Annotated in this window: 21 protein-coding genes; 11 read left to right on the forward strand and 10 right to left on the reverse strand. The window is 73.3% G+C overall.

Annotated features, from left to right (window positions below; all coding sequences use genetic code 11):
* The first annotated feature begins 20 nt into the window (after positions 1 to 20).
* On the forward strand, positions 21 to 1,907 hold the full coding sequence (locus HD595_RS34950) for an ABC transporter ATP-binding protein (RefSeq protein WP_253776614.1): 1,887 nt from the start codon (positions 21 to 23) through the stop codon (positions 1,905 to 1,907).
* On the opposite strand, the gene HD595_RS34955 is transcribed toward HD595_RS34950, so the two are convergent.
* Positions 1,879 to 2,763 (reverse strand): sulfotransferase family protein, encoded by an 885-nt coding sequence (locus HD595_RS34955; RefSeq protein ID WP_253776616.1) that lies wholly within the window; start codon positions 2,761 to 2,763, stop codon positions 1,879 to 1,881. The two genes, HD595_RS34950 and HD595_RS34955, sit on opposite strands and share 29 nt — an antisense overlap.
* Positions 2,764 to 2,794: 31 nt before the next feature.
* Here HD595_RS34955 and HD595_RS34960 point away from each other — a divergent pair, with 31 nt between their 5' ends.
* Both HD595_RS34960 and HD595_RS34965 read left to right on the forward strand, forming a co-directional pair.
* A complete protein-coding gene (locus tag HD595_RS34960) occupies positions 2,795 to 3,739 on the forward strand; it encodes a S66 peptidase family protein (protein WP_253776618.1) in 945 nt (314 codons plus the stop codon).
* A 43-nt stretch (positions 3,740 to 3,782) separates the two neighbouring features.
* Complete coding sequence (locus HD595_RS34965) at positions 3,783 to 4,700, forward strand: hypothetical protein (protein ID WP_253776620.1); 918 nt, start codon at positions 3,783 to 3,785, stop codon at positions 4,698 to 4,700.
* A gap of 34 nt (positions 4,701 to 4,734) precedes the next feature.
* Here the strand turns inward: HD595_RS34965 and HD595_RS34970 are convergent, their stop codons facing one another.
* Positions 4,735 to 6,525: a glycoside hydrolase family 15 protein gene (locus HD595_RS34970; protein ID WP_253776622.1), complete on the reverse strand. Its 1,791-nt coding sequence runs from the start codon at positions 6,523 to 6,525 to the stop codon at positions 4,735 to 4,737.
* A gap of 79 nt (positions 6,526 to 6,604) precedes the next feature.
* Entirely contained in the window at positions 6,605 to 7,207 is a 603-nt protein-coding gene (gene yczE, locus HD595_RS34975) for a membrane protein YczE (protein ID WP_253776624.1), read from the reverse strand.
* Positions 7,208 to 7,270: 63 nt separating this feature from the next.
* Here yczE and yczR point away from each other — a divergent pair, with 63 nt between their 5' ends.
* Positions 7,271 to 8,704: a MocR-like transcription factor YczR gene (gene yczR, locus HD595_RS34980; protein ID WP_253776625.1), complete on the forward strand. Its 1,434-nt coding sequence runs from the start codon at positions 7,271 to 7,273 to the stop codon at positions 8,702 to 8,704.
* 6 nt (positions 8,705 to 8,710) lie between these two features.
* Here the strand turns inward: yczR and HD595_RS34985 are convergent, their stop codons facing one another.
* On the reverse strand, positions 8,711 to 9,331 hold the full coding sequence (locus HD595_RS34985; protein ID WP_420540734.1) for a trimeric intracellular cation channel family protein: 621 nt from the start codon (positions 9,329 to 9,331) through the stop codon (positions 8,711 to 8,713).
* A gap of 69 nt (positions 9,332 to 9,400) precedes the next feature.
* Positions 9,401 to 10,897, reverse strand: a complete 1,497-nt coding sequence (locus tag HD595_RS34990) for a peptide MFS transporter (protein ID WP_253776627.1) — start codon at positions 10,895 to 10,897, stop codon at positions 9,401 to 9,403.
* 142 nt (positions 10,898 to 11,039) lie between these two features.
* On the opposite strand from HD595_RS34990, the gene HD595_RS34995 reads away from it, so the two are divergent.
* From HD595_RS34995 to HD595_RS35005, 3 genes are all read left to right on the forward strand, one after another.
* Positions 11,040 to 12,875 carry an AMP-dependent synthetase/ligase gene (locus tag HD595_RS34995; protein ID WP_253776629.1) on the forward strand — a complete coding sequence of 612 codons (1,836 nt, stop codon included), beginning with the start codon at positions 11,040 to 11,042 and terminating at the stop codon, positions 12,873 to 12,875.
* An 89-nt stretch (positions 12,876 to 12,964) separates the two neighbouring features.
* Positions 12,965 to 14,119 (forward strand): hypothetical protein, encoded by a 1,155-nt coding sequence (locus tag HD595_RS35000; protein ID WP_253776631.1) that lies wholly within the window; start codon positions 12,965 to 12,967, stop codon positions 14,117 to 14,119.
* A gap of 164 nt (positions 14,120 to 14,283) precedes the next feature.
* Positions 14,284 to 14,760, forward strand: coding sequence for a hypothetical protein (locus HD595_RS35005; RefSeq protein ID WP_253776633.1), 477 nt, complete (start codon positions 14,284 to 14,286; stop codon positions 14,758 to 14,760).
* A gap of 58 nt (positions 14,761 to 14,818) precedes the next feature.
* Here the strand turns inward: HD595_RS35005 and HD595_RS35010 are convergent, their stop codons facing one another.
* A complete protein-coding gene (locus tag HD595_RS35010) occupies positions 14,819 to 15,355 on the reverse strand; it encodes an NUDIX hydrolase family protein (protein ID WP_253776635.1) in 537 nt (178 codons plus the stop codon).
* Positions 15,352 to 16,104: an AAA family ATPase gene (locus tag HD595_RS35015; protein WP_253776636.1), complete on the reverse strand. Its 753-nt coding sequence runs from the start codon at positions 16,102 to 16,104 to the stop codon at positions 15,352 to 15,354. Before HD595_RS35015 ends, HD595_RS35010 begins: the two co-directional genes overlap by 4 nt.
* 157 nt (positions 16,105 to 16,261) lie before the next feature.
* Here HD595_RS35015 and HD595_RS35020 point away from each other — a divergent pair, with 157 nt between their 5' ends.
* The gene (locus HD595_RS35020) at positions 16,262 to 17,299 is read left to right on the forward strand and encodes a LacI family DNA-binding transcriptional regulator (protein ID WP_253776638.1); all 1,038 of its coding nucleotides are present in this window, start codon (positions 16,262 to 16,264) and stop codon (positions 17,297 to 17,299) included.
* A 158-nt stretch (positions 17,300 to 17,457) separates the two neighbouring features.
* Here the strand turns inward: HD595_RS35020 and arfA are convergent, their stop codons facing one another.
* Positions 17,458 to 18,963, reverse strand: coding sequence for an arabinosylfuranosidase ArfA (gene arfA / locus HD595_RS35025; protein WP_253776640.1), 1,506 nt, complete (start codon positions 18,961 to 18,963; stop codon positions 17,458 to 17,460).
* Positions 18,964 to 19,226: 263 nt separating this feature from the next.
* On the opposite strand from arfA, the gene HD595_RS35030 reads away from it, so the two are divergent.
* Genes HD595_RS35030 through HD595_RS35040 form a run of 3 tightly spaced genes read left to right on the forward strand, consistent with a single transcriptional unit; the run spans position 19,227 to position 22,302 of the window.
* On the forward strand, positions 19,227 to 20,555 hold the full coding sequence (locus tag HD595_RS35030) for an extracellular solute-binding protein (protein WP_253776642.1): 1,329 nt from the start codon (positions 19,227 to 19,229) through the stop codon (positions 20,553 to 20,555).
* Complete coding sequence (locus tag HD595_RS35035; RefSeq protein WP_253776644.1) at positions 20,552 to 21,472, forward strand: carbohydrate ABC transporter permease; 921 nt, start codon at positions 20,552 to 20,554, stop codon at positions 21,470 to 21,472. Before HD595_RS35030 ends, HD595_RS35035 begins: the two co-directional genes overlap by 4 nt.
* Positions 21,469 to 22,302, forward strand: coding sequence for a carbohydrate ABC transporter permease (locus tag HD595_RS35040; RefSeq protein ID WP_253776646.1), 834 nt, complete (start codon positions 21,469 to 21,471; stop codon positions 22,300 to 22,302). The genes HD595_RS35035 and HD595_RS35040 overlap by 4 nt, the downstream gene beginning before the upstream one ends.
* Before the next feature lie 41 nt (positions 22,303 to 22,343).
* Here HD595_RS35040 and HD595_RS35045 read toward each other — a convergent pair whose 3' ends face one another.
* The gene (locus tag HD595_RS35045; RefSeq protein ID WP_253776648.1) at positions 22,344 to 23,456 is read right to left on the reverse strand and encodes a glycerophosphodiester phosphodiesterase; all 1,113 of its coding nucleotides are present in this window, start codon (positions 23,454 to 23,456) and stop codon (positions 22,344 to 22,346) included.
* A 49-nt stretch (positions 23,457 to 23,505) separates the two neighbouring features.
* The gene (locus HD595_RS35050; protein ID WP_253776650.1) at positions 23,506 to 24,096 is read right to left on the reverse strand and encodes a hypothetical protein; all 591 of its coding nucleotides are present in this window, start codon (positions 24,094 to 24,096) and stop codon (positions 23,506 to 23,508) included.
* Between the last annotated feature and the right edge of the window lie 28 nt (positions 24,097 to 24,124).

Genomic DNA, 24,124 nt, shown 5'->3' on the forward strand with positions numbered 1-24,124 from the left:
TACCGGGGAGGAGGCCCCGGATGGCGATGATGGGAGGGGGCTTCGGCCCCCAGGTCATGGCGTCGCTGCGCCGCGACGAGTCGGTGACCAAGCAACGGCTCGCGCCCGGCACCGTGCGGCGCATCGCGGGCTACGCGCGGCCCTACACCCGGCAGATCACCGCGTTCCTGCTGCTGGTGATGGCCGGCGCGGGCGTCGTGGTCGCCAACCCGCTGCTGATGAAGGCGATCATCGACGACGGCATCCTGCCCAGGCGCACGGACGTCGTCGTCGGCCTGGCACTGGCGATCGCCGCGCTCGCGGTGGTCGACGCCGGGCTCACGCTGGCGCAGCGCTGGTTCTCGGCCCGCATCGGCGAAGGACTGATCTACGACCTGCGCACCGAGGTGTTCGACCACGTGCAGCGCATGCCGGTGGCGTTCTTCATGCGGGCGCAGACCGGCGCGCTGGTCTCGCGGCTCAACACCGACGTCATCGGCGCCCAGCGCGCCCTGACCAGCACCCTGTCGTCCGTGGTCTCCAACGTGATCAGCCTGGTGCTCGTGCTCGGCGCCATGCTCGTGCTCTCGTGGCAGGTGACGCTGGTCGCGCTGGTGCTGGTGCCGATCTTCGTGATCCCGGCCAAGTGGGTGGGCCGGCGCATGTCGGCGCTGACGCGCGAGCAGATGCAGCTCGACGCCGAGATGAGCTCCGTCAGCACCGAGCGCTTCAACGTCGCCGGCGCCATGCTCGCCAAGCTGTACGGCCGGCCCGAGGACGACGCCGCCATGTTCGGCGCCCGCGCCGCCCGGGTGCGCGACGTGGGCGTCACGGTCGGCATGTACGGCACCGTGTTCCGGGTCGCGCTCGGCCTGGTCGCCGCGCTCGCCACAGCCCTGGTGTACGGCATCGGCGGCGTGCTGGCCATCGGCGACGTGTTCGAGCTCGGCACGCTCGTGGCGCTGGCCGCGCTGCTCATGCGCCTGTACGGCCCGCTGACGTCGCTGTCGAACGTGCACGTGGACGTGATGACGGCGCTGGTGAGCTTCGACCGGGTCTTCGAGGTCCTCGACCTGAAGCCCATGGTGGCCGAGCGCCCGGACGCCCGGCCCGTGCCCGACGGCCCGGTGACGATCACGTTCGACGACGTCCACTTCCGCTATCCGGCGGCCGAGGAGGTGTCGCTGGCGTCGCTGGAGTCGGTGGCCCGGCAGGACACCGCCCCCTCCCACCCCGTGCTCAAGGGCGTGTCGTTCACCGCCCGGCCCGGCCGCCTCGTGGCGCTGGTCGGCCCGTCCGGCGCGGGCAAGACCACGATCACCTCGCTGGTGTCGCGGCTGTACGACGTGTCCGAAGGAGCGGTCCGCCTCAACGGGCTCGACGCGCGCGAGGCCACGCTCGCCTCGCTGCGTGACACGGTCGGCGTGGTCGCCCAGGACCCGCACCTGTTCCACGACACGATCGGCGCCAACCTGCGCTACGCCCGCCCGGGCGCGAGCGACGAGGAGCTGTGGGAGGCGCTGCGCGCCGCGCAGATCGGCGAGCTGGTCGAGGGCCTGCCCGACGGGCTCGACACGGTCGTCGGCGACCGCGGCCACCGGCTGTCGGGCGGGGAGAAGCAGCGGCTGGCGCTGGCGCGGCTGCTGCTGAAGGCGCCGCGCGTCGTCGTGCTCGACGAGGCCACCGCCCACCTCGACTCGGAGTCGGAGGCGGCCGTGCAGCAGGCGCTGAAGACGGCGCTCGCGGGCCGCACCTCGCTGGTCATCGCGCACCGGCTCTCGACGATCCGCGAGGCCGACGAGATCCTCGTCGTCCAGGACGGGCGGATCGCCGAGCGCGGCACGCACGACGAGCTGCTCGCCCGCGGCGGCCTGTACGCGGAGCTGCACCGCACGCAGTTCAGCTCGTCAGGTAGCCCAGAGTCGTGAGCTCCTGCCGGGCGACCTTCTCCACCAGGGCGAGGTCGTCCGGCCGCAGCCGGGCGCGCCACGTGCCGGTCTCCGGCCGGCCGCCGCCGTACAGCGCGACCTTGGAGACGCGCGTGCCGAGGAAGGCCGCCACCGACGCCACCGCCTGGGCCGGCCGGAGCGCCAGGTCCTCGAAGCGCAGGGTCAGCAGCTGGTCCTCGGGCAGGTCGCGGCGGAGCGTGGCGCTCAGGCGCACGGCGCTGCGCCAGCGCAGCGCGCTCTTGCCGGCGACCGGCATGCCCTTCCACTTGTCGAGGTGCTCGTCGCGGTTGACGCCCAGGAACGCGTTGGGGAACTCCGTCTCGCCCGACAGCATCGCCGGCTTGAACCAGGCCAGGCACGCCGGGTCGGCCAGCATGTCGGCCACCACGTCGCGGCCGTCGCGCACGATCTGGACGAACCGGGCATCGGGGAAGGCGCGCAGCAGGGTGGCGGCGCTGTAGATGAGGTCGGGGCTGGCGTCGCCGAAGCGGGTGACCTCGGCCGTCGCGACGCACGGGCCGCCGCCCGTGACCCCGCCCGCCTCCCGGCACGCCGCGCCGCACAGGCGGCACGAGTCGGGCATCACCTGCCACGACTCGGCCAGCGCGTCGCGCAGCACCCGCACGGCGCCGGAGCTCTCGCCGATGGACGGCTTGCGGGCGAAGGCGTACAGGACGTGGGCCACGCAGGCCCGGCCCATGGTCAGGTGGAAGCCCGGTGACCGTTTCAGGGCGCGGCCGAGCAGATCCGTGCCGGAATGCGGCGCTCCGAGCAGGAAGACCGGCCGGCGGACCTTGATGCCGTTGACCACGAGGATGTGGGGCGGAAGTCGCATACTGGAGCACAAGTGTGACACCGTTTGGCACGTGAACGAGCCAGGGACCGGGCCCGTGCGGCCCGAACGACAGATCACCACGGTGCGGCCGGGCGACACCGTCGCGGTCGTGGCGCCGTCGGGGCCGCCGGACGCCACGTTGCTCAAGCGCGGCATCCAGCGCCTGGAGGGCCTCGGACTGAAGGTGTCGGCCGGCGGGCGGGTGCTCGACCGGCAGGAGCTGCCCTACCTGGCCGGCTCGGACGAGGGCCGCGCCGCCGACCTGCAGGCCGCCTGGTGCGACCCGGCCGTCTCCGCGGTGTTCTGCGCGCGGGGCGGGTACGGCGCGGCGCGGCTGCTGAGCCTGATCGACTGGGCCGCGATGCGGGCCGCGGGGCCGAAGACGCTCGTCGGCTCCAGCGACATCACCGCGCTGCACCACGTCTTCGGCGTCGAGCTCGGCGTGCCGACCCTGCACGGCCCGATGGCGGCCTGCGACACGATCGCCGCCGAGGTCGGCCCCGAGCCGGTGTCGTGGGAGAACTTCCAGGCGGCCCTGGCCGGCCGGGCGCCCGCGGTCACCGGTGACCGGGTGCTGTCGCCGGGCCGGGCCGAGGGCGTGCTGACCGGGGGCAACCTGTCGCTGCTCGCTTCCCTGTGCGGCACCCGTCACCACCCGTCCTTCGACGGGCGGATCGTGCTGCTGGAGGACATCGGCGAGGAGCCGTACCGGATCGACCGGATGCTCACCCAGCTCCTGCAGGGCGGGGCGTTCGACGGCGTGCGGGGCCTCGTGCTCGGCTCGTGGGTGGACTGCGGCGACCCCTACCCGGTGCTGCGCGACCGGCTGCTGCCGCTGGGCGTGCCGATCCTGGCGGGGCTGCCGGTTGGGCACGGATCACCACAGCTGAGTGTGTGGCTTGGAGCCCCGGCCGTTATCGATACCGAATCGTGCTCGCTGGCTGGACCGATCCGCAGCGGCGAGCAGGCAAGGTAGGAGGGACAGATCGGGACAAATCGGACATGATGGGACGCCGCGCGTGAAGTTCTTCCGACGTGGCCGGAAACCCTCACGCAGGGCGGTCGAGGACGTCGACCTCGACTCCCTGCTCGCGCTCGTGGCCGATTCCCTCGGCTTCACCTGCGCTTTCGCCGCCGACGGCAGCTCGCTCACGCTCCGGCTGCCGGCCGCCCCCCGGGCGCGCGACGGCGAGATCCTCGTCCGGCTCACCGGGCTGCGCCGAGAGGCGGGCCGCCGGCCGCGCGAGGACTGGCCGACCCTCGTCTCCCAGCACCTGGCGCGGGCCGTGGGCGTTGCCGACGGTGCAGACGGTGCGGGCGACATCGCGGCCGGGGTGGACGCCTGCGACTACGACCGGGCCGCGCCGCTGCTGGGCACCCGCGTGGAGGCGGTCGACGAGGTGCCCGACCTGACCCGCGTGGTCGGCCGCCACCTCAACGGCGACCTGGTGGAGCTGCTCACCGTCGGCGCCCGCCCGGTGCTGCCCGAGGAGGCCGGCTGCTGGCCCGTGCCGGCCGGCGAGGCCCTGGAGCGGGCGGTCGGCAACGTGCGGCGCGGCGAGCGGCTGTCGGTCGAGGCCATCGAGCTGTCCGGCACGGCCGTCACCCGGCTGACCGGCCGCACCCCCTCGGCGGCGACGCACCTGCGCTGGCTCGGCGCCTACCTGCCCGTGCCCGCCCACGGCGTCCTCGCCGTGCTGCCCGACCCGTACACGCTGCTCGTGCACCCCGTGAACGGGATCAGCGTGGTGCGGGCCATCGAGCGGCTGCGCGTCCACGCCGCCCGCACGGGCGGCCTGAGCCCGCAGGTCTACTGGTGGCACCAGGGGCGGCTGACGCTCATCCGGGCCGACATCGAGCTGCGCGACGGGCAGACGCGGCTGGTGGTCGCGCCGCCGCCCGACTTCGCCCGTGTCCTGGCCCGCCTGGCTGCCTGACCGGGCCGCCTGACGGGGCCGCCCCGCCCGCGGGTCAGCTGTCGCGGGCCAGCTTGGGCGTCTCGTCGTGCTCGGACAGCGCGCGGGCGGCGTGGATCAGCGGCACGTGGCTGAACGCCTGCGGGAAGTTGCCGACCAGCCGGGAGTAGCGGGGGTCGTACTCCTCCGACAGCAGCCCGAGATCGTTGCGCAGCGACAGCAGCCGCTCGAACAGCTCCTTCGCCTCCTCCCTGCGCCCCTGCATGGCCATGACCTCGACCAGCCAGAAGCTGCACGCCAGGAACGCGCCCTCGCCCCCGGGCAGCCCGTCGACGTCGTTGTCCTCGGCCACCGGGTAGCGCAGCACGAAGCCGTCGGACATCAGCTCCTTCTCGATGGCCGCCACGGTGCCCACCATGCGCGGGTCGTCGGCCGGCAGGAACCCGACCATGGGCATGAGCAGCAGCGACGCGTCCAGCTCGGTGGAGCCGTAGGACTGGGTGAAGGTGTTGCGCCGGGCGTCGAAGGCGTGCTCGCACACCTCGGCGTGGATGCGGTCGCGCGTGCGCCGCCACTTGTCGACGGGGCCGACCCGGCCGTACCGCTCGACGTACTTGACCGCCCGGTCGAGCGCCACCCAGCACATGACCTTGGAGTGGGTGAAGTGCCGGCGCGGGCCGCGCACCTCCCACAGGCCCTCGTCCGGCTCGTCCCAGTGCTCCTCGACGTAGTCCAGGAGCTGGCGCTGGATGGACCAGGCGCGCTCGTCGGCCGTCAGGCCGGAGGCGCCGGCCAGGTAGAGGGCGTTCATCACCTCGCCGTAGACGTCGAGCTGGAGCTGGTTGACGGCGTCGTTGCCGATGCGGACCGGCCGGGAGCCCTCGTAGCCGTCGAGCCAGTCGAGCTGCATCTCCGGCAGCCGCCGCTCGCCCGCCACGCCGTACATGATCTGGAGGTCCTGGGAACGGCCGGCGATCGCGCGCAGCAGCCACGACCGCCACTCGGCGGCCTCGCCGAGGTAGCCGTTGTTCAGCAGCGCCTCCAGCGCCATCGTGGCGTCGCGCAGCCAGCAGTAGCGGTAGTCCCAGTTGCGGACGCCGCCGAGGTCCTCCGGCAGGGAGGTCGTGGGGGCGGCGACGATGCCGCCGGTGGGGGCGTAGGTCAGGGCCTTGAGGGTGATGAGGGAGCGCACCACCGCGTCGCGCCAGGGACCTGCGTGGGTGCAGGTGGCCACCCACTCCTTCCACAGCGCCTCGGTCTCGTCGAGCTGGTGCTCGGCGTGGATCTGGGTGGGCATCGGCTCGTGCGAGGGGTGCCAGGTGAACACGAACGGCAGCCGCTGGCCGGCCTTGACGTGGAAGGTGGCGCGGTGGGCGTAGTCGCCGCCCTTGAGGGGGACGGGGGAGTGCAGCCACGCGGCGTCGGGCCCGCCGACGGCCTGGAGGTGGCCGTCGGTGCGCCGCACCCAGGGGACGATGCGGCCGTAGTCGAAGCGCACGCGCAGCTGGGTGGCCACCTCGACCGTGCCGGAGACGCCCTCCACGATGCGCACCACGTCGGGGTTGACGTCGCGGGGCGGCATGAAGTCGATCACCCGGACCGTGCCCGTGGGGGTGTCCCACTCGCTCTCCAGGATGAGCGTGTCGGGACGGTAGCGGCGGCGGGTGGCGGGCTGCCGCCCGGGCGGGCCGATCCACCAGTGACCGTTGCGGTCGCCGCCGAGCAGCGCGGCGAAGCACGCCGGGGAGTCGAACCTGGGCAGGCAGAGCCAGTCGATCGAGCCGTCCCTGCCCACCAGGGCGGCCGACTGCATGTCTCCGATCAGAGCGTAGTCCTCGATCCGCATGCCTTGACGCTACTCGCCACGAGGGTGATCACGCCGCCGGGTCCGGGCACGTCGCGTCATGCCGGACCCGGCGGCGTGATCACGTCAGGGGGAAGCGGCGGGCGAAGAGCTGGGTCAGCGGCCCGATCGCCAGGGCGAACACCAGCGTGCCGACGCCGACCGTGCCGCCGAGCAGCCAGCCCGCCGCCAGCACGGTCACCTCGATGAGGAAGCGGCCGAGGCGCAGCGACAGGCCGAGCCGGACCAGCCCGGTCATCAGGCCGTCGCGCGGTCCGGGGCCCATGCCGGCGCCGATGTAGAGCACGGTGGCCAGCGCGATCGACACCAGGGCCAGGGCCAGGTAGAGCCAGCTCAGCGCCCAGTGGCCGGGAACGGGCAGCACGAACAGCGCGGCGTCGGCGAACAGGCCGACGAAGATCACGTTGCTGATCGTGCCCAGGCCGGGCCGCTGCCGCATCGGGATCCACAGCAGCATGACCAGGGCGCCGACCATGATGATCATGGTGCCGATCGACAGCCCCAGGTGGCGGGCCAGGCCCTGGTGGAAGGTGTCCCACGGACCGTTGCCCAGCCCCGAGCGGACCTGCAGGCCGATGCCGAGGCCGTACAGGGCCAGACCGCCGTAGAGCCGGGTGAGGCGGGAGGGGAGGGAGCCGAGATGGGGAACGGACGCTTCGCTCATAGTGGTCCTAGAGTGGCAGGCCACTGGCTTGCCAATACAGGGCCAATCGTGAAAAGTGGCCTGATGAGGTATTTGAGCGCCGCACAGGTGGCCCGGCTCGCCGACGTGCCGCCCGAGGCCCGGCCGTACTACCGGGCGCTCGCCGACGCCGTGCGCGCGCTCATCCTCGACGGGCGCCTGCCCGTCCGCGTGCGCATGCCCGCCGAGCGGCACCTGGCCGCCACGCTCGGCGTCAGCCGCACCACCGTGACCGCCGCCTACGACCTGCTGCGCGAGCGCGGCTACCTGGAGAGCCGGCAGGGCTCCGGGAGCTGGACGGCGCTGCCCGACCCCGCCTCCACCGCCGACAACCCGTGGCTGTCCACCGGCCAGGACGGCCTCATCCAGCTCCACGCCGCCGCCCCGCCCGCCCCCTCCGCGCTGCGCGAGGCGATGGCCGAGGCCCTGGAGGACCTGCCGCGCTACGGCATGGGCAACGGCTACGACCCCATGGGCCTGCCGGCGCTGCGCGAGCGGATCGCCGCCCGCTACACCGCGCGCGGCCTGGCCACCCGGCCCGAGCAGATCCTCGTCACCACCGGCTCGCAGCACGCCCTGCACCTGGCCATGAGCCTGCTGGCCGGACCGGGCGACCCCGTCCTGGTCGAGTCGCCCACGTACACGCACGCCATCGACGTGGCCCGGCAGCGCGGCGCCCGGCTCGTCCCGGTCGGCATCTCGCACGAGGGCTGGCAGGCCGACCTCGTCGGCTGCGCCCTGCGCCAGTCGGCGGCCCGCGTCGCCTACCTCATGCCCGACTTCCAGAACCCGACCGGCGCCCTCATGGACGACGCCACCCGCGCGGCCGTCGCCGGCGCGGCCCGGCGCGCCGACACCATGATCCTCATCGACGAGACGTGGGCGGAGCTGGACCTGGACGGGGGCGACGGCTCCCACGCGCCCATGGCCGCCTTCGACAACGACAACCGCATGATCACCATCGGCTCGGCCTCCAAGCTGTGGTGGGGCGGGCTGCGCATCGGCTGGCTGCGCGCCGGCACCGCGCTGATCCGGCGGCTGGCCGTGCGCCGGGCCGCCGTCGACATCGCCAGCCCGGTGCTGGAGCAGCTCGCGGTGGCCCGGCTGTTCGACCGGCTGGAGGAGACCAGGGCCGAGCGGCTGCGCGGCCTGCGCGCCTCCCGCGCGACGCTCGTGGCCGCGCTGCGCGAGCGGCTGCCGGCCTGGCAGTTCGCGGTGCCGCGCGGCGGCGGGGCGCTGTGGGTGCGGCACGACTCCGGCTCGGCCGTCTCCCTGTGCGAGGCGGCCGCCACGCGCGGCGTGCGGCTGGCGGCGGGGACGTGGTTCGGCCTGGAGGGGACGCTGGAGGGGTACCTGCGCGTGCCGTACACGCTGCCGCCGGCGGTGCTGGAGGAGGCCGTGAAGCGCATCGCCGTCGCCCGCGAACACGGGCCGGCCGCGGGCGGGCGCCCCGCCGACGCGCTCGTCCCGATGATCTGACCCCGGTCACTCGGACGGCGGGACGCCCCGGGCCAGCGGGGCGCGCAGCTTGAAGCGCATCGCGGCCACGCGCAGCCCGAAGGCCACCACCGCCGAGGCCAGCGTGGCCGGCCAGCCGTGCAGCCCCAGCGTGGACAGCTCCGCCATCATGGCCGAGCCGAGCAGCGCGGGCACCGCGTAGAGCTGCCGGTCGTACAGCAGCGTCGGGATCTCGCCGGCCAGCACGTCGCGCAGCATGCCGCCGCCCACGCCCGTGGTGACGCCGAGCAGGGTGGCGTGCAGCGGGCTCAGCCCGTACTCCAGGGCCTTGAGCGTGCCGACCGCGCAGAACAGCCCGAGACCCGCCGCGTCGAACACCAGGATGGCCGGCATCACCCGCGCCACGTGCGGATGCCAGAAGAACACGATCACCGTGGCGGCCAGCGGCACCAGCACGTACCCCACGCTCTGGAAGGCGGCCGGCCGGACGTTGAGGATGAGGTCGCGCACCACGCCGCCGCCCAGCGCCGTCATCTCGGCGAGCACCGCCATCCCGACCACGTCGAGCCGCTTGCGCACGCCCATGAGCGCGCCGGACAGCGCGAAGACGAAGATTCCCACGAGGTCGAGCAGTTCGGGCACGGTCACATGTCTATCGGATCAAGGGGCCCGGCGGAGCCGCCGGGGTCGGCCTCCGCCCCGGCCCCGCCGGCGTCCTCAGCGGGTGGGCGGCGTCGCGGGCTCGTGGTGCTCGGACATCAGGTGGCGCAGCCTCCGGGTGAACATCAGCAGCGCCAGCCCGGCCGCGATCGCCATCAGCGCCAGCAGCGTGAAGTACGCCGGGTCGGACATCACGGTGCTGAGCCGCCCGGTCTGCCCGCCGATCGCGTCGCCCACCGAGATCGAGATGAACCACAGCCCGAGCATCTGCCCCTTGAACGCCTGCGGGGCCAGCTTGGAGGTGACCGACAGGCCGACCGGGCTCAGCGACAGCTCGCCGAACACCTGGATGAGGTAGACCAGCACCAGCCACCACACCGACACCCGGCCGCCCTGCGCCAGGCCGGCGGCCAGCGCCATCACGAGGAAGCTCAGGCCCACCATGACCAGCGCGAAGGCGAACTTCTGCGGCGTGCTCACCCGCGTGCCCAGCTTCACCCACAGCGTCGCGAACACCGGCACGAAGATCATGATGAAGAGCGGGTTGAACGACTGGGTGGTCGCCGCGTTGATGTGGACGCCGAACAGGGTCAGGTCCGTGTGGTTCTGGGCGAAGAACAGCAGCTTGCTCGGCGCCAGGTCGTACAGCATCCAGAAGATCGCGGCGGCGATGAACAGCCAGACGTAGGCCTTCATCCGCGACCGCTCGTCCTCGGTCAGGTCGTGGCTGCCCATGAGGATGTAGCCGAAGTACGCGACCGGCACCGCGAGGATGACGAGGGTCACGACCACCGTGAACCGGTCGATCGTGAACGTCCCCGTCGCCACCCAGATCGCCATGAGCACCACGACGCCGAGCGCGGCCAGCCCCACGTGGCGCAGCGCCCGGCGGCGGTGCTCCGGGGTCAGCGGCAGGTTCGGCTCGTCGCCGACGCCGCGCAGGTGCCTGCGGCCGAGCACGTACTGCGCGAGGCCGAGCGCCATGCCGACGGCCGCGGCGCTGAAGCCCAGGTGCCAGCGGTCGCCGTCGGCCAGCCAGCCCACCACGATGGGGGCGAAGAACGCGCCCAGGTTGATGCCCAGGTAGAACAGGGAGAACCCGGCGTCGCGGCGGCCGTCGTCCTCCTCCGGGTAGAGCTTGCCCACCATGACCGAGATGTTCGGCTTGAGCAGGCCCGTCCCGGCGATGATCAGCGCCAGCCCCAGCCAGACGAAGAACGGCGACGTCACGGGGATGGCCATGCTGATGTGGCCGCACATGATGACGAACCCGCCCCAGAACACCGAGCGGCGCGGCCCGAGCAGGCGGTCGGCGATCCAGCCTCCCGGCAGCGCCACCAGGTAGATGAGCGCGCCGTACACGCCGACGACGGCCGTCGCCGTCTGCTCGCTCAGGCCGAGCCCGTGCTGGGCGGGCGAGGCGGCCATGAACGTGGCCAGGATGGCCCGCAGGCCGTACCAGGAGAACCGCTCCCACATCTCCGTGCCGAACAGCGTCGCCAGCCCCCACGGGTGGCCGAAGAACGTGCGCTCGTGCGTCTCGTGCGTGGTCATGCGCGCCCCCCGGGCATCTTCCGCATCCGTTGCATCACTCTACGTGACGGCGATCCCGCTCACCGGAGAGGTCTTGCCGCTACCCCGCAGGTGTGGTGCGATGCATGCCCCTGGACAAGTGAACATGTGAGGAGCGCGTGCCATGGCCGGTGTCCTCGGCGTGCGGGCGGAGATCGACGAGCTGATCGCCGGCCGGACCATCTGTGAGCAGCTCAGGGAGACGGCCGAGCGTCACCCCGCCGCCCCCGCCTACTCCGACCCGGCCGAGGGCGGCTGGGTGACGCTCACCTACGCCGAGGCGCGGCGGCGGGTGCTGGAGATCGCCGCCGGGTTCGCCGCGATCGGGCTGCGGCCCGGCGAGACGGTCGCGCTCATGATGATCAACCGCAGCGAGCACGTGCTGGCCGACCTCGGGGCGGTCCACGCGGGCGGGATCGGGTGCACGATCTACTCCACGTTCGCGGCCGAGCAGATCGCGTTCGTCGCGGCCGACGTCGGCGCCGTCTGCGCCGTGCTGGGCGGCCCCGCCGAGCTCGCGCGCTGGGAGCCCGTCCTGGACCGGCTGCCCACCCTGCGCAAGGTCGTCCTGCTGGAGGGCGCGCCGGCCGGCGACGACCGGTTCATGTCCTGGGAGGACCTGCTCGCGCTCGGCCGCGACGCGCTGGCCGCCGACCCGGACGCCGCCGAGGCCCGCTGGCGGGCCGTGCGCGCCGAGGACGTGGTGACGGTCCTCTACACCTCGGGCACCACCGGCAACCCCAAGGGCGTGCCGCTCACCCACCACAACGTGCTGTACGAGGTGGCCGCCACCGACCGCATGGCCACGCTGCCCGACGGCGGCACCCAGATCTCGTACCTGACCTACGCCCACATCGCCGAGCGGGTGCTCAGCCTCTACCTGCCGCTGGTCAAGGCCTCGCACGTGCACTTCTGCACCGACCTGGCCGAGCTGGGCGCCACGCTCGGGCAGGTGCGGCCGATGATGTTCTTCGGGGTGCCGCGCGTGTGGGAGAAGATGATGGCGCGCCTGCTGGCCGTGCTCTCCGCCCAGCCGGAGGAGCGGCAGGAGGCCGTGCGGCGGGCCATGGCGGCGGGCGTGGCCTACGTGGAGGGGGGCCAGCACGGTCACACGGTCACGCCCGAGGTGCGGGCCGCGTACGAGCGCGCCGACGCGGAGCTGCTGGCGGGCGTGCGCGCGCTCATCGGCTTCGACCGCGCGCAGTGGACCGCCACGGGCGCCGCGCCGCTGCCCGGCGAGGTGCAGCGCTTCTACGCCGGGCTCGGGCTCAAGGTCATCGACGTGTACGGCATGACGGAGACGACCGGCGCGTTCACCGGCAACGGTCCCGGCTGCTACCGCCTGGGCACCGTCGGCCGGGCCGAGCCCGGCGTCGAGGTGCGCATCGCCGAGGACGGCGAGATCCTCACCCGCAGCCCCCTCAACACCCGCGGCTACCTCAACCGGCCCGACGGCACCGCCGCGCTCATCGACGACGACGGCTGGCTGCACACCGGCGACATCGGCACGGTCGACGACGACGGCTTCTACCGGGTGGTGGACCGCAAGAAGGAGCTCATCATCACCTCCGGCGGCGAGAACATCTCACCCGCCGCGATCGAGAACCTCCTCAAGGAGCACCCCCTGGTCGGCCAGGCCCTCGCCTACGGTGACAACCGGCCCTACCCGGTCGCCGTCCTCACCCTCGACCCGGACGTGGCGCCCGGCTGGGCCCGCGCCCGCGGCATCGAGGGCGACCTCGCCGGGCTGGCCGCCCACCCCGACGTGCTCAAGGAGGTCGAGGGGGCCGTCGCCGCCGCCAACGAACGGCTCGCCCGGGTCCAGCAGGTCAAGCGGTGGGCGCTGCTCGGCACCGAGTGGACCGCCGAGAGCGAGGAGCTCACGCCCAGCCTCAAGCTGAAGCGGCGGGTCATCCACGCCAAGTACGCCGCCGTCATCGAGCGGCTGTACACGGGCTGACCGGCCCGCGCCCCGGACGCGGAGTCTTTGCCGTCCGGGGCGTGTGTCGTGGTCCCTGCCATGACCGGCCGGTTCCTACGGTCTGGATCATGACCAGAAGACTCGTTCTCGTCTCGCTCGCGGCGGGGGCCCTCACGGTGCCCGCGCCGGCGTCCTCCGCCGCCACGAGCCTCCCGCCCGCCTCCGGTCTCGCCGCCGCCGCGCGGGCCGCCGCCGCCCCGACCATCCGCGAGATCGTCGTACGCCCCGCCTCTCCCGTCGTCGGCCCCGGCGACTCCGTCCGCATGGTGATCGACGTGGTGGCCAAGGACGTCAAGTACAAGAACGGGGTGACCGTCAAGGTCGAGCCCGGCAAGCCGCCGGCGGACGCCGCGGGCGCGACCGACCCCTCCACCGGCGCCGCCCCGGCCCCCGCCCCGGTCGCGCCGGCCCCGCGCCCGGCCCTTCCCGTTCCTGGGGTGCAGCCGCCCGCAGTGCCGCCCGCTGTGGCGCCCGCCGTGGCCGCCGACGACCGGGGCGTGCCCGTGGTGCCGGTCGGCCGCGCCGTCCGCCCGCAGGGCCGTCCGCTGATCCCCGCTCGCGACCACCAGCCCGCCCTGGCGGCGCACTCCCACGACCACTCCGCCTCGGTGCATCCCGGCTCCGCCTCGGTGCCGCCCGGCGCGGCCCGCCTGGCCGCGCCGCAGCGCGACCACAAGCGCCGCACCGACCCGCGCGACTCGGAGAAGGGCCGCGGCAAGCACGCCCAGTCGGTGTCCTGGCAGCCGACGCCGAGCTGGATGAGCTTCAACGGCGACTGGCAGACCTGGCGCTTCCTGCCCGACAAGGGGCTGACCCGGAACTACCCGGCCGGCACCTGGACGATCACCGCCACCGCCGTCGGCGCGGGCGGGGCCACGACGACGAAGTACACCACCTTCCAGCTCCGCCGCGAGACCAAGCTGGACGGCGTGCGCGTCACCCCCAGCCCGGACGGCTCGGCCGTGCGCTTCGCCGGCTCGCTGAACCGGCTCGGCCCGAAGGGCGTCGCCGACTACGCCCCGTTCGCCGAGCAGCCGGTGGACATCCTCTGGCGTCCCGACGGAAGCAGCGCGTGGGAGGAGGTGGCCGAGGTCACCACCGATGAGGGCGGTGCCTTCGCCAAGGACGTGACGGGCCGTACCGGCGGCTCGTGGCGCGTGCGCTACGAGGGAACCCCGCGCTACGCCCCGATCCTGTCGCGCATCCACCAGCTAGCCAACTAATTCCGGATAAATAGCTCGAAACACTCATATATCGGGCTATGAAATGAAGAGTCGTTGCATAACCGTGATCAGCGGATCGCAACTTTTCTTTACCCGATCGCGTCATTCGCGATGACGCGCGCCCGTCCGGACGCGCGTTCCACACGGGGAAGGAAGTTCATCCGATGATGCGACGACTCGCCGCCGGCCTGGCGGCGGCCGCTCTGGGCGTCACCATGGTGGGGGCGGCCGCCGCCCCCGCGCTGGCCGACCCGGACGTCGACGGCGGCCACACCGTGCTCCGGTTCGACGCGGGCCCCGAGCCCGTCTGGCAGGGCAGGACGCTCTCACTGGACGGCCGGCTCGCGGTGGAGTGCGAGGAGGACTACATCAGCGGCTTCGTCTCCGTCCACCACGCCGACTACTGCAAGGAGTCGGAGTCGTGGCACCGGCTCGGCTGGAAGCGGATCGTGATCCTCTTCCAGCCGGACCGCGGCGGGGACTGGGAGCACGTCGAGACGGTCACGACCGGCCGTGACGGCTCCTTCCACACCAGGGTCCCGGCCTACACCTCGGGCACGTGGCGGGCGGTCTTCGAGGGCTCCCGCCACCTCGACCCGGCGGAGGCCACGGACTGGGTCAAGGTCGTCGGCCGCCGCTGACGCGCCGCACCGCACCGCCCGGCTCTCTCCTGGGGGCCGGGCGGTCGCCTTCCGCGGGTCAGGTCAGCCGGCCCACGTGCGCCAGCGCCTGCTTGAGCAGGACCCCCTGGCCGCCCGTCATCTCCTGCTGCACCATCGGCGAGGCCGCCTCCTCCGGCGTGAACCACACCAGGTCCAGCGCGTCCTGGCGCGGCCGGCAGTCGCCCCGCACGGGCACGATGTAGGCCAGCGACACCGCGTGCTGGCGCGGGTCGTGGTACGGCGTGACGTCGGGCGACGGGAAGTACTCCGCCACCGTGAACGGCGCGAGGGAGGCCGGCAGGCTGGGCAGCGCGACCGGCCCGAGGTCCTTCTCCAGGTGACGCAGCAGCGCGTCGCGCACCCGCTCCTGGTACAGGACCCGCCCGGAGACCAGCGCCCGGCTCACGGTGCCGTCGGGGGCGATGCGCAGCAGCAGGCCCACGTGGGTCACGATGCCCATGTCGTCCACCCGCACCGGCACGGCGTCGACGTACAGGATCGGCATCCGGCCGCGCAGCGACTCCAGCTCCTCGGGAGCGAGCCAACCGGGCGTGGTTTCGGTCATTTCGGTCATCTGTTGATCGTACTGGGCCGCGCGCGCCCGGCGGGGGAGGCGGGCACGCCGTCGAAGACGATTCCGCCACGGCCGCCCTGACCCGCCGGGCCGTCCATGCCGTCCATGCCGTCCATGCCGTCCATGCCGTCCATGCCGCCCAGCAGGTCCGCGGCGCGGCGGTCGATCACCACCGCGCCCGCCGCCGGCGCGGCCGTGCCCGCCCGGGCCCGCGCCAGCAGCGCCTCCCAGCGGCGGCGGTGGTAGGAGAACGTGCGCGGCGCCACCACCCGGTCGCGGGCCCGCTGACCGGCCAGGGCCGCCTCGGGGGTGGCGTCGAGCAGCAGCAGGTGGAAGGCCACGCCGCGACGGCGCGCCAGGAGGGCGAACAGGCGCAGGACCACGGGACCGCAGCCGCGGTTGTGCGCGATCACCGGGCCGGCGGCCAGCCCGCGCCGGATCCGCCAAAGATGGGTGGCGAAGACGACCGCGGTGCGCGCCGGCTTGGGCGCCCACCCAAGAGACCCGGCCCAGCGCAGCCTCGACTGCATCGAGTCGATCACCGTCACCCCGCCCGCCACCACGGGCGCCGTCTCGGAGCCGTCCAGCCCGTACAGGCGGCGCAGCAGCGTGCTCTTGCCCGCGCCGGGGAGACCTGTGAGGATCACCAGCGACCCGGCCGGGTAGCGCAGCGCCCCGGTCTCCACCGGGCCCGGCGAGAGAGGCGGGGGTGAGAGGGGCGAAGCTGTCCTGCTGGTGTGTCCGGTCATCCGGGGAACCTCCGCGTCCGATCCGTCGCGCGGGGGTGCTCCCGCCTGACTGGCGAACGAAGACCCGGGCGGCGGGGTTCCGGCAGCGCGCGGATCGCCGTCCGGGACGCGCGCCGGGACCGTTGCTGTTAGCGTTATCGGGAAAGGGGTGAGGCGGATGGCCACGGCATCGGACGGGGGCGGGCGGCCGCGCAGCAGGCCCGCGGTGCTCGGCGACGTCGCCGCGCTCGCCGGCGTCTCGGCGATGACCGTCTCGCGCGTGCTCAACACGCCCGACCGCGTGCGCGCCGAGACCCGGGCGCGCGTGCTGGCGGCCGTGCGCGAGCTCGACTACTGGCCCAACTCCGCGGCCCGGCAGCTCGTCACCGGCCGCTCCGGCGTGCTCGGCGTGGTCAGCATCGACACCACCCTGTACGGCCCGGCCTCCACGCTCTACTGCATCGAGCAGACCGCCCGGCTCAGCGGCTACACCGTGAGCATCGCCAGCCTGAGCGCGCTCAACCGGCGCTCCATCGAGGAGGGCGTCCACCGGCTGCGCTCGCAGTCGGTCGACGGCGTCATCATCGTCGCCCCGCACGAGTCGGCCGCCGACGGCCTGCGCCACCTGCCGCCCGACCTGCCGGTGGTCGCGGTCGACGCGGGCGAGGACATCCCGGTGCCGGTCGCCATGGTCGACCAGCGGGCCGGCGCCGTCCGCGCCACCCGCCACCTGCTGAGCCTCGGCCACGAGACCGTCTGGCACGTGGGCGGCCCGGCCGACTGGATCGACGCCAGCGGCCGCATCGAGGGCTGGAAGAGCGTCCTGGAGGCCGAGGGCCGGCCGGTGCCCGAGCCGCTGCGCGGCGACTGGAGCCCCCGCTCGGGTCACCAGCTCGGGCGGCGGCTGGCCGCCGACCCGTCGGTGACGGCCGTGTTCGTCGGCAACGACCAGATGGCGCTCGGCGTGCTGCGCGCCATGCGCGAGGCCGGGCGGCGGGTGCCCGAGGACGTCAGCGTGGTGGGCTTCGACGACATCCCCGAGTCGGCGTACTTCTGGCCGCCCCTGACCACCGTGCGGCAGGATTTCCGAGAGGTCGGCCGGCACGCCTTCCACCTGCTCCTCGACCGCATGGCGGGCGAGGAGGGCGAGACGCGCCGGCTGGTCGAGCCCGACCTGGTGGTGCGGGAGAGCACCGGCTCCCCGAAGCGCGCCTGAGCGGCCGCCCCTCGGGGGCCGCCCAGGGCGGGGGTCGGCCCGGGGTGGATCACGGCGGGGTGGGGGTCCGCCCAGGTGGATCACGGCGGGGCGGGGGTCCGCCCAGGTGGATCACGGCGGGGCGGGGGTCCGCCCAGGTGGATCACGACGGGCCGGGGTCAGCCCAGGTGGATCACGTTCCACGAGACCGGCGGCAGCAGCACCCGCAGCGGGTCCTGCTCCACGTGCGGGTTGGCGCGCGGCGCCACCCGGTCCGGCTGGTCGGCGGTGTTGCGGGCGTAGACGTCGGCGTCCGTGAGCGTCGTCGCGCCCGTGACGCGGACGCCGCCCAGCGCCCGCGCGTCGATCTCCAGCGACAGCGGGCCGTCGGTGGAGCGGTTGACCGCGAACACCGTGACGCCGCCGTCGTCGGCGCGGGTGGCCACCGCGTGCAGCAGCGGCACCTCGCCGTACTCGGCCGTCTCGTACGACGGCGACACCGGCTCGACCCGCAGCACCTCGCCCGAGGCGTACCGCGACGCCTGCGCGAACGGGTGGAACGTGGTCTGCCGCCAGGCCCGCCCGCCCGGCTCGGTCATGATCGGCGCGATCACGTTGACGAGCTGGGCCAGCGACGCGGCCGTCACCCGGTCGCTGTTGCGCACCAGCGTGATGATCAGCCCGCCGAGGGCGACCGCGTCGGCCAGGTGGTAGTGGTCCTCCAGCAGCGGCGGCGCGACGGGCCAGTCGCGCGGCGGCTCGGCGGCCTGGTGACGCGACAGGTACCAGATGTTCCACTCGTCGAAGGAGATGTCGATCCGCTTGCGCGACTTCAGCCTGGCGCCGACGTGGTCGGCCGTGGCGACCACGGACCGGATGAAGTACTCCATGTCGGTCGAGCAGGCCAGGAAGCTGCCGAGGTCGCCGTCCTTCTCCTCGTAGTAGGCGTGGCAGGAGACGAGGTCGACGACGTCGTAGGTGTGCTCCAGCACCTCCGCCTCCCACGCGCCGAAAGTCGGCATCGAGGAGCCGGAGCTGCCGCAGGCGACCAGCTCCAGGTCCGGGTCGACCATGCGCATGGCGCGGGCGGTCTCGGCGGCCAGCCGGCCGTACTCGCGGGCGGTCTTGTGCCCCGTCTGCCAGAAGCCGTCCATCTCGTTGCCCAGGCACCACATGCGGATGTCGTGCGGCTGCTTGGCGCCGTTGGCGATCCGCCGGTCGGACAGGGCCGTGCCGGACGGGTGGTTGCAGTACTCCAGGAGGTCCACGGCCTCGGCGATGCCCCGGGTGCCCAGGTTGACCGCCATCATCGGCTCCACGCCGGCCTTGCGGCACCAGGCCACGAACTCGTCGACGCCGACCTCGTTGGTCTCGGTGCTGTGCCAGGCGAGGTCGAGCCGGCGCGGCCGCCTCTCGCGCGGGCCGACGCCGTCCTCCCACCGGTAGCCGGAGACGAAGTTGCCGCCGGGGTAGCGGACGGTGCTCACGCCCAGCTCGCGGGTCAGGTCGAGGACGTCGCGGCGGAAGCCGTCCTCGTCGGCGGACGGGTGCCCGGGCTCGTAGATGCCGGTGTAGACGCACCGGCCGAGGTGCTCGACGAACGTGCCGAACGTGCGGCGCCGCACGGGGGCCACGCGGAACGCCGGATCGATGGTGAGGTGGGCCTCGCGGGCAGTGGTGCTCACGTGGTCTCGCGCTCCTGTGGTGCAGACGTGACAAGAATGTCCTGATTGTTAGCGCTATCACGTTGAGCGTCAAGGTCTGTGAGGTATCGGACCCAGGGTCTTGACATGCGCATTGTGACCGCTAACACTCAAGGCACCCTGAACCCGGGCGGCGCCTCCTTGACCCGCCCGCCCGTCACGGACCCTCACCCGCCGATCTCGCGCGCCCTCCGCGCAGGCGAGATGTTCACGTCACCATCCCCGGCCAGAGGAAGAGACCCATCGTGGACGGACCCCCCATCGACCGCCGCAGCCTCCTGGGCGGCGGCCTCGCGCTCCTCGGCGCGGGCGCCGCCGGCTGCTCCATCCCCGCCGGACTCGGCTCGACCCGGACCCGCGTGCGCTACTGGCACTTCCTCGGCGCCAGCGACGGCATCATCATGAACGGCATGGTCCGCGCGTTCGGCGTGGCCAACCCGGGCATCGCCGTGGAGGAGAACGTGCTCGCCTGGGGCGAGCCGTACTACACGAAGATCGCCATGGCCGGCGCCGGCGGCCGCTCACCCGACCTGGCCACCTTCCACCTGGCCCGCCTGTCCGGCATCGGCGCGGGCCGCATCCTCGACCCGATCGACACCGCCCTGCTCGCCGAGAACGGCCTCAAGGCCGCCGACTTCAGCCCGCCCATCTGGGAGCGGGCGCACGTCGGCGGCGAGCTGTACGCCGTGCCGTTCGACGCCCACCCCATGGTGCAGTACTACAACACCGACATCTGCGAACGGGCCGGGCTGCTCGGCCCCGACGGCCGCCTGCTGCCGACCGACGGCCCCGAGGAGCTGCTCGCCGCCCTGCGCAAGGCCAAGGCCGCGCTCGGCGGCAAGCCGCCGCTCGTCTTCGACGCCCTCGGCCTCGGCACGGTCGGCCCCTGGCGGATCTGGTGGTCGCTCTACCCGCAGAGCGGTGGCACGCTGCTGTCGGAGGACGGCTCCCGGGTCACCCTCGACGACGCCAAGGCGCTCGACGCGCTGCGCCTCATGCGCACCCTCGGCGAGGAGGGGCTGTGCGACCCGCGCACCGACTACGGCGCCTCCGTGGCCGCCTTCACCAACGGCCAGGCGGCGTTCCTGTGGAACGGCGACTGGGAGACCACCGGCCTCAAGCAGCGCGGCACCCCGTTCAGCATGGCCCGCTTCCCGAGCGTCTTCGGCAAGGGCTCGGCCCAGGCCGACTGCCACTCGTTCGTCCTGCCGCACCAGCGCGAGCGCGACCCCGAGGTCGAGCGCGCCACCTACCGCTTCATCGCCCACCTCGTGAAGAACAGCGCCGACTGGGCCGTCGCCGGGCACGTCCCCGCCTACCTGCCCACGCTGGAGCGGCCCGACTACCTCGCGCTGCACCCGCAGTCGGAGTACCGCTCGGTCATCACCGAGGTCGCCCTCGACCCGAGGGCGTGGTTCGCCGGCTCCGCCTCCAGGCTGTGGCTGGAGTTCGGGCAGGCGTTCTCCCCGGTCATCAGCGGCGCCAGCACCCCCGAACAGGGGCTCGCCCGGGCCAGGCAGGCGCTGGGCCGGCTGATGGCCGCGCCCAACCCCTTCCCCCCAGAGGAGCGATGATGACCGCCGTCGCCGTCCCCGCCACCGCCGCCACACCCGCCGAGCAGGCCCGGCCGCGGCGCCGCTGGACCCAGCACGGGATGCTGTTCATCGCCCCCTTCTTCGCGATCTACCTCGCGTTCCTCGTCTGGCCGCTGCTCCAGGGCCTGCGGATGAGCCTGTCGAGCGTCAACATCGCCGGCACCAACGACCGCTTCGTCGGCCTGGCCAACTACGCCGAGGCGTTCGGCGACCCCCGCATGTGGCGCGCGCTGTGGAACACCGTCGTGTTCACCGTGCTCAGCACGGTCCCCCTCGTGCTGCTCGGCCTCGGCCTCGCCCTGCTGGTGCACAACCTGCGCTTCGTGCAGTGGCTGTGGCGGCTGTCGTTCTTCGGCCCGTTCCTGCTGCCGTCGGCCGTCGTGTCGCTGCTCTGGCTGCAGATGATCTACCCGCCGGAGTACGGCCTGATCAACGGCGCCCTCGGCACCGACGTGCTGTGGCTGGGCGACCCGTCCACGGCCATGTGGTCGATGGTGCTGACCACCGTGTGGTGGACGGTCGGCTTCAACTTCCTGCTCTACCTCGCCGCGCTCCAGTCGATCCCGGCCCACCTGTACGAGGCCGCCGCGATCGACGGCGCCTCGGCCTGGCACCGGCTGCGCTCCATCACGCTGCCCCTGCTCGGCCGCACCACCGCGCTGGTCGTCGTGCTCCAGCTCCTCGCCTCGCTGAAGGTCTTCGACCAGATCTACCTGATGACCGGCGGCGGCCCCGAGGACTCCACCCGGCCGATCATCGAGTACGCCTACGACGCCGGGTTCACCGGCTACCGCATCGGCTACGCCTCGGCCGTCTCCTACATCCTGTTCGCTCTCATCGTCGTCGTCTCCCTGGCGCAGCTGAGGCTGTTCCGCAAGAGCGAGGAGCCGTCATGACCAAGAGGTTCGGCTGGGGCCGGCTCGTGCTGCTGGCCCTCACCCTCGTGCTCGCCGCCGCCTGGCTCGCGCCCGTCGCCTGGGCCGTGGCCACCTCGCTCAAACCCGAGACCGAGACGACCAAGCTGCCGCTGGAGTGGATCGGCAGCCGCGTCACCCTCGACGCCTACCGCCTCGTCCTCGGCACCGGCGGCATCGTGAAGTGGGCGGTCAACTCGCTGGTCACCGCGGCGGTCGTGACCGTCATGACCGTCCTGTTCTCCGCCATGGCCGCCTACGGCTTCGCCCGCACCGGCTTCCGCGGCCGGCGCGCGCTGCTGGCCGTGATCCTGGCCGGGATCATGGTGCCGCCCCAGGTGCTCATCGCGCCGCTGTTCGCCGAGATGGTCTCGCTGGGGCTGGTCGACACCTGGTGGGCGATCATCCTGCCGCAGGTGGCGGCCCCGCTGATCGTCTACATCCTCTACAAGTTCTTCGCCGACGTGCCGCCGGAGCTGGAGCAGGCGGCCTTCGTGGACGGCGCGGGACGCTGGCGGGTGTTCTTCACCATCGTGCTGCCGCTGTCGCGGCCGGTGCTCGCCGCCGTGTCGATCTTCACGTTCATCACGACGTGGAACAACTTCCTCTGGCCGTTCCTCGTCTCCACCGACCCGGACACGATGACCCTGCCCGTCGGGCTGGCCAACGTCGTGCAGGGCACGTTCGGCCTGCGCTACGCCCAGATCATGGCCTCCGTCGTGCTCGCCGGGCTGCCGCTGCTCGTCGTGTTCGTGCTGTTCCAGCGGCAGATCATCCGCGGCGTCGCGCACACCGGCCTGGCCGGGCAGTGACGTCCCGAGGGGTCCCGCCGCCCGGCCGGGACCCCTCGCGATCAGGCTCCCGCGCGGGCGGCCCGCCGGGCGACGACCGCCCGTCCCATGCCCGGGTCGTCGCAGAACGCCCCGTCCACGCCGAGGTCCAGCAGCCGGTCCAGCCAGCCCATGACGTCGCCCGTGGCGCGCGGGTACACCGGGCTCGCCGGGTTCCCCAGCCGGTGGTCGGCCGGGAGCTGGGAGTTCTCGTTGCGCACGGTCCAGACGTGCACCTGCAGCCGCCTGCGGTGCGCGTCGGCCACCAGCGTGGTCGGCTCCAGCAGCCTGCCGTCCGGGCCGACCGGCACCACGCGCCGCGTGTCCACGCCGACGCCGTCCGCGTACGACGCCACCTCGCGCAGCCCCTCGGGCGTGACCATGTCGTCGTAGGTGCGCGGATCGCCCGCGGCCACCCAGTCGTAGGGCGCGCCGCCCCACGTGACGAGCTGGATGAGCGGCAGCCGGGTCTTCGCGCGCAGGTCGCGCAGGTTGGCCGTCTCGAACGACTGGATGAACACCTTGCGCAGCCTGTGCGCGTTCAGCACCTCCAGCAGCGGCTCCTCCAGCGACAGGCCGACCGAGTCGAAGTAGGTCGGGTGCTTGGTCTCCGGGTAGACGCCCACGCCGAGCCGCTCGGCCAGCCGCACGACCTCCTCGAACGTCGGGATCTCCGCCAGCCCGTCGAAGGCCGCGTTGTCCGGCCGCAGGTCCGGCACGCGCTCCTTGGCCCGCAGCGTCTTCAGCTCGGCCAGCGTGAAGTCCTCGGTGAACCAGCCGGTCACCGGCCGGCCGTCGATCGTCTTGGTCGTGCGCCGCCCGGCGAACTCCGGCCGGGCTGCCACGTCGGTGGTGCCGGAGATCTCGTTCTCGTGCCGGGCCACCAGCACGTGGTCCTTGGTGGAGACCAGGTCGGGCTCGATGTAGTCGGCGCCCAGGGCGATGGCCGCCTCGTACGACAGGAGGGTGTGCTCGGGCCGGTGGGCGCTGGCGCCGCGGTGACCGATCACGACGGGGGAGTGGCCGCGGCCGGCGGCCTCGGCGGGGTCGGGTTGCGTAAGCACGACGGCGACCGTACCGCCGAGGCCGCCCATGAGGACGGCCAGCGCGCCCGCGACCCATCTGCGCGTCATCATGCCGCGAACGCTAGACCGGGCGGATGGCCCCGGGGTTACACCGGGATGGTCATGGGGTGGCGGTGGGTGACGGGCCGCCCGGGACGCTCGGGGCGGGGCCGGACGGCGCGGGGGAGCCGGCGGGGCTGGGAGCCCCGCTCGGGTTGGCCGGCGCCCCGCTCGGGTTGAGCGAGGCGAACACGCCCGTTCTGGCCACGACCGGCACGATGAGCCGCATGTCGTTCGGCCCGCCGGTGAAGCCGAACGACATCGGCACCGAGCCCGTGTCGGCCACGCCGGTGACGGTGCCGATCGGCCGGTCGGTGCCCACGATGCCCCGGGGCGGCACCTCGATGGCGCCGGCGAGCTGGACCTGACCGCCCTGGCTGAGCGTGATCTTCTCCAGGCGCACGGGCTGGGCCCGCTCGTTGATGAGGACGGCGTACAGCGGAAGCCCGGCCGCCGGCGTCTCCGACCGGCCCGTGAGCGACGCGCCCAGCAGGAACGCGTTGCGCACGTACACCTGCTTGGCGCTGGCGTTGGCCCCGTCGTTCTGGGGCGTGAAGATCCGGGTGACGTCCTCGGAGCTGTACGTCAGGCCAGTGCACCCCGCGGTCGCGAGCACCAGCGCGACGGCGGCGACGGCGACGGGACGGCGCATGGCGGGTCCTTTCTCGACTCCTGCCCGA

Origin of the sequence: Nonomuraea roseoviolacea subsp. carminata (assembly GCF_024172185.1) — a bacterium.
Taxonomy (GTDB): domain Bacteria; phylum Actinomycetota; class Actinomycetes; order Streptosporangiales; family Streptosporangiaceae; genus Nonomuraea; species Nonomuraea roseoviolacea.

What these genes read in the sequence shown, in the direction of transcription:
- HD595_RS35015 (WP_253776636.1), bottom strand. Translation starts at nt 16,104, where the DNA reads ATGACCGGACACACCAGCAGGACAGCTTCGCCCCTCTCACCCCCGCCT.
- HD595_RS34995 (WP_253776629.1), top strand. Translation starts at nt 11,040, where the DNA reads ATGGCCGGTGTCCTCGGCGTGCGGGCGGAGATCGACGAGCTGATCGCC.
- HD595_RS35035 (WP_253776644.1), top strand. Translation starts at nt 20,552, where the DNA reads ATGATGACCGCCGTCGCCGTCCCCGCCACCGCCGCCACACCCGCCGAG.
- HD595_RS34970 (WP_253776622.1), bottom strand. Translation starts at nt 6,525, where the DNA reads ATGCGGATCGAGGACTACGCTCTGATCGGAGACATGCAGTCGGCCGCC.
- yczE (WP_253776624.1), bottom strand. Translation starts at nt 7,207, where the DNA reads ATGAGCGAAGCGTCCGTTCCCCATCTCGGCTCCCTCCCCTCCCGCCTC.
- HD595_RS34950 (WP_253776614.1), top strand. Translation starts at nt 21, where the DNA reads ATGGCGATGATGGGAGGGGGCTTCGGCCCCCAGGTCATGGCGTCGCTG.
- HD595_RS35010 (WP_253776635.1), bottom strand. Translation starts at nt 15,355, where the DNA reads ATGACCGAAATGACCGAAACCACGCCCGGTTGGCTCGCTCCCGAGGAG.
- HD595_RS35000 (WP_253776631.1), top strand. Translation starts at nt 12,965, where the DNA reads ATGACCAGAAGACTCGTTCTCGTCTCGCTCGCGGCGGGGGCCCTCACG.
- HD595_RS35040 (WP_253776646.1), top strand. Translation starts at nt 21,469, where the DNA reads ATGACCAAGAGGTTCGGCTGGGGCCGGCTCGTGCTGCTGGCCCTCACC.
- yczR (WP_253776625.1), top strand. Translation starts at nt 7,271, where the DNA reads ATGAGGTATTTGAGCGCCGCACAGGTGGCCCGGCTCGCCGACGTGCCG.
- HD595_RS35045 (WP_253776648.1), bottom strand. Translation starts at nt 23,456, where the DNA reads ATGATGACGCGCAGATGGGTCGCGGGCGCGCTGGCCGTCCTCATGGGC.
- HD595_RS34955 (WP_253776616.1), bottom strand. Translation starts at nt 2,763, where the DNA reads ATGCGACTTCCGCCCCACATCCTCGTGGTCAACGGCATCAAGGTCCGC.
- HD595_RS34990 (WP_253776627.1), bottom strand. Translation starts at nt 10,897, where the DNA reads ATGACCACGCACGAGACGCACGAGCGCACGTTCTTCGGCCACCCGTGG.
- HD595_RS35050 (WP_253776650.1), bottom strand. Translation starts at nt 24,096, where the DNA reads ATGCGCCGTCCCGTCGCCGTCGCCGCCGTCGCGCTGGTGCTCGCGACC.
- HD595_RS35020 (WP_253776638.1), top strand. Translation starts at nt 16,262, where the DNA reads ATGGCCACGGCATCGGACGGGGGCGGGCGGCCGCGCAGCAGGCCCGCG.
- HD595_RS35005 (WP_253776633.1), top strand. Translation starts at nt 14,284, where the DNA reads ATGATGCGACGACTCGCCGCCGGCCTGGCGGCGGCCGCTCTGGGCGTC.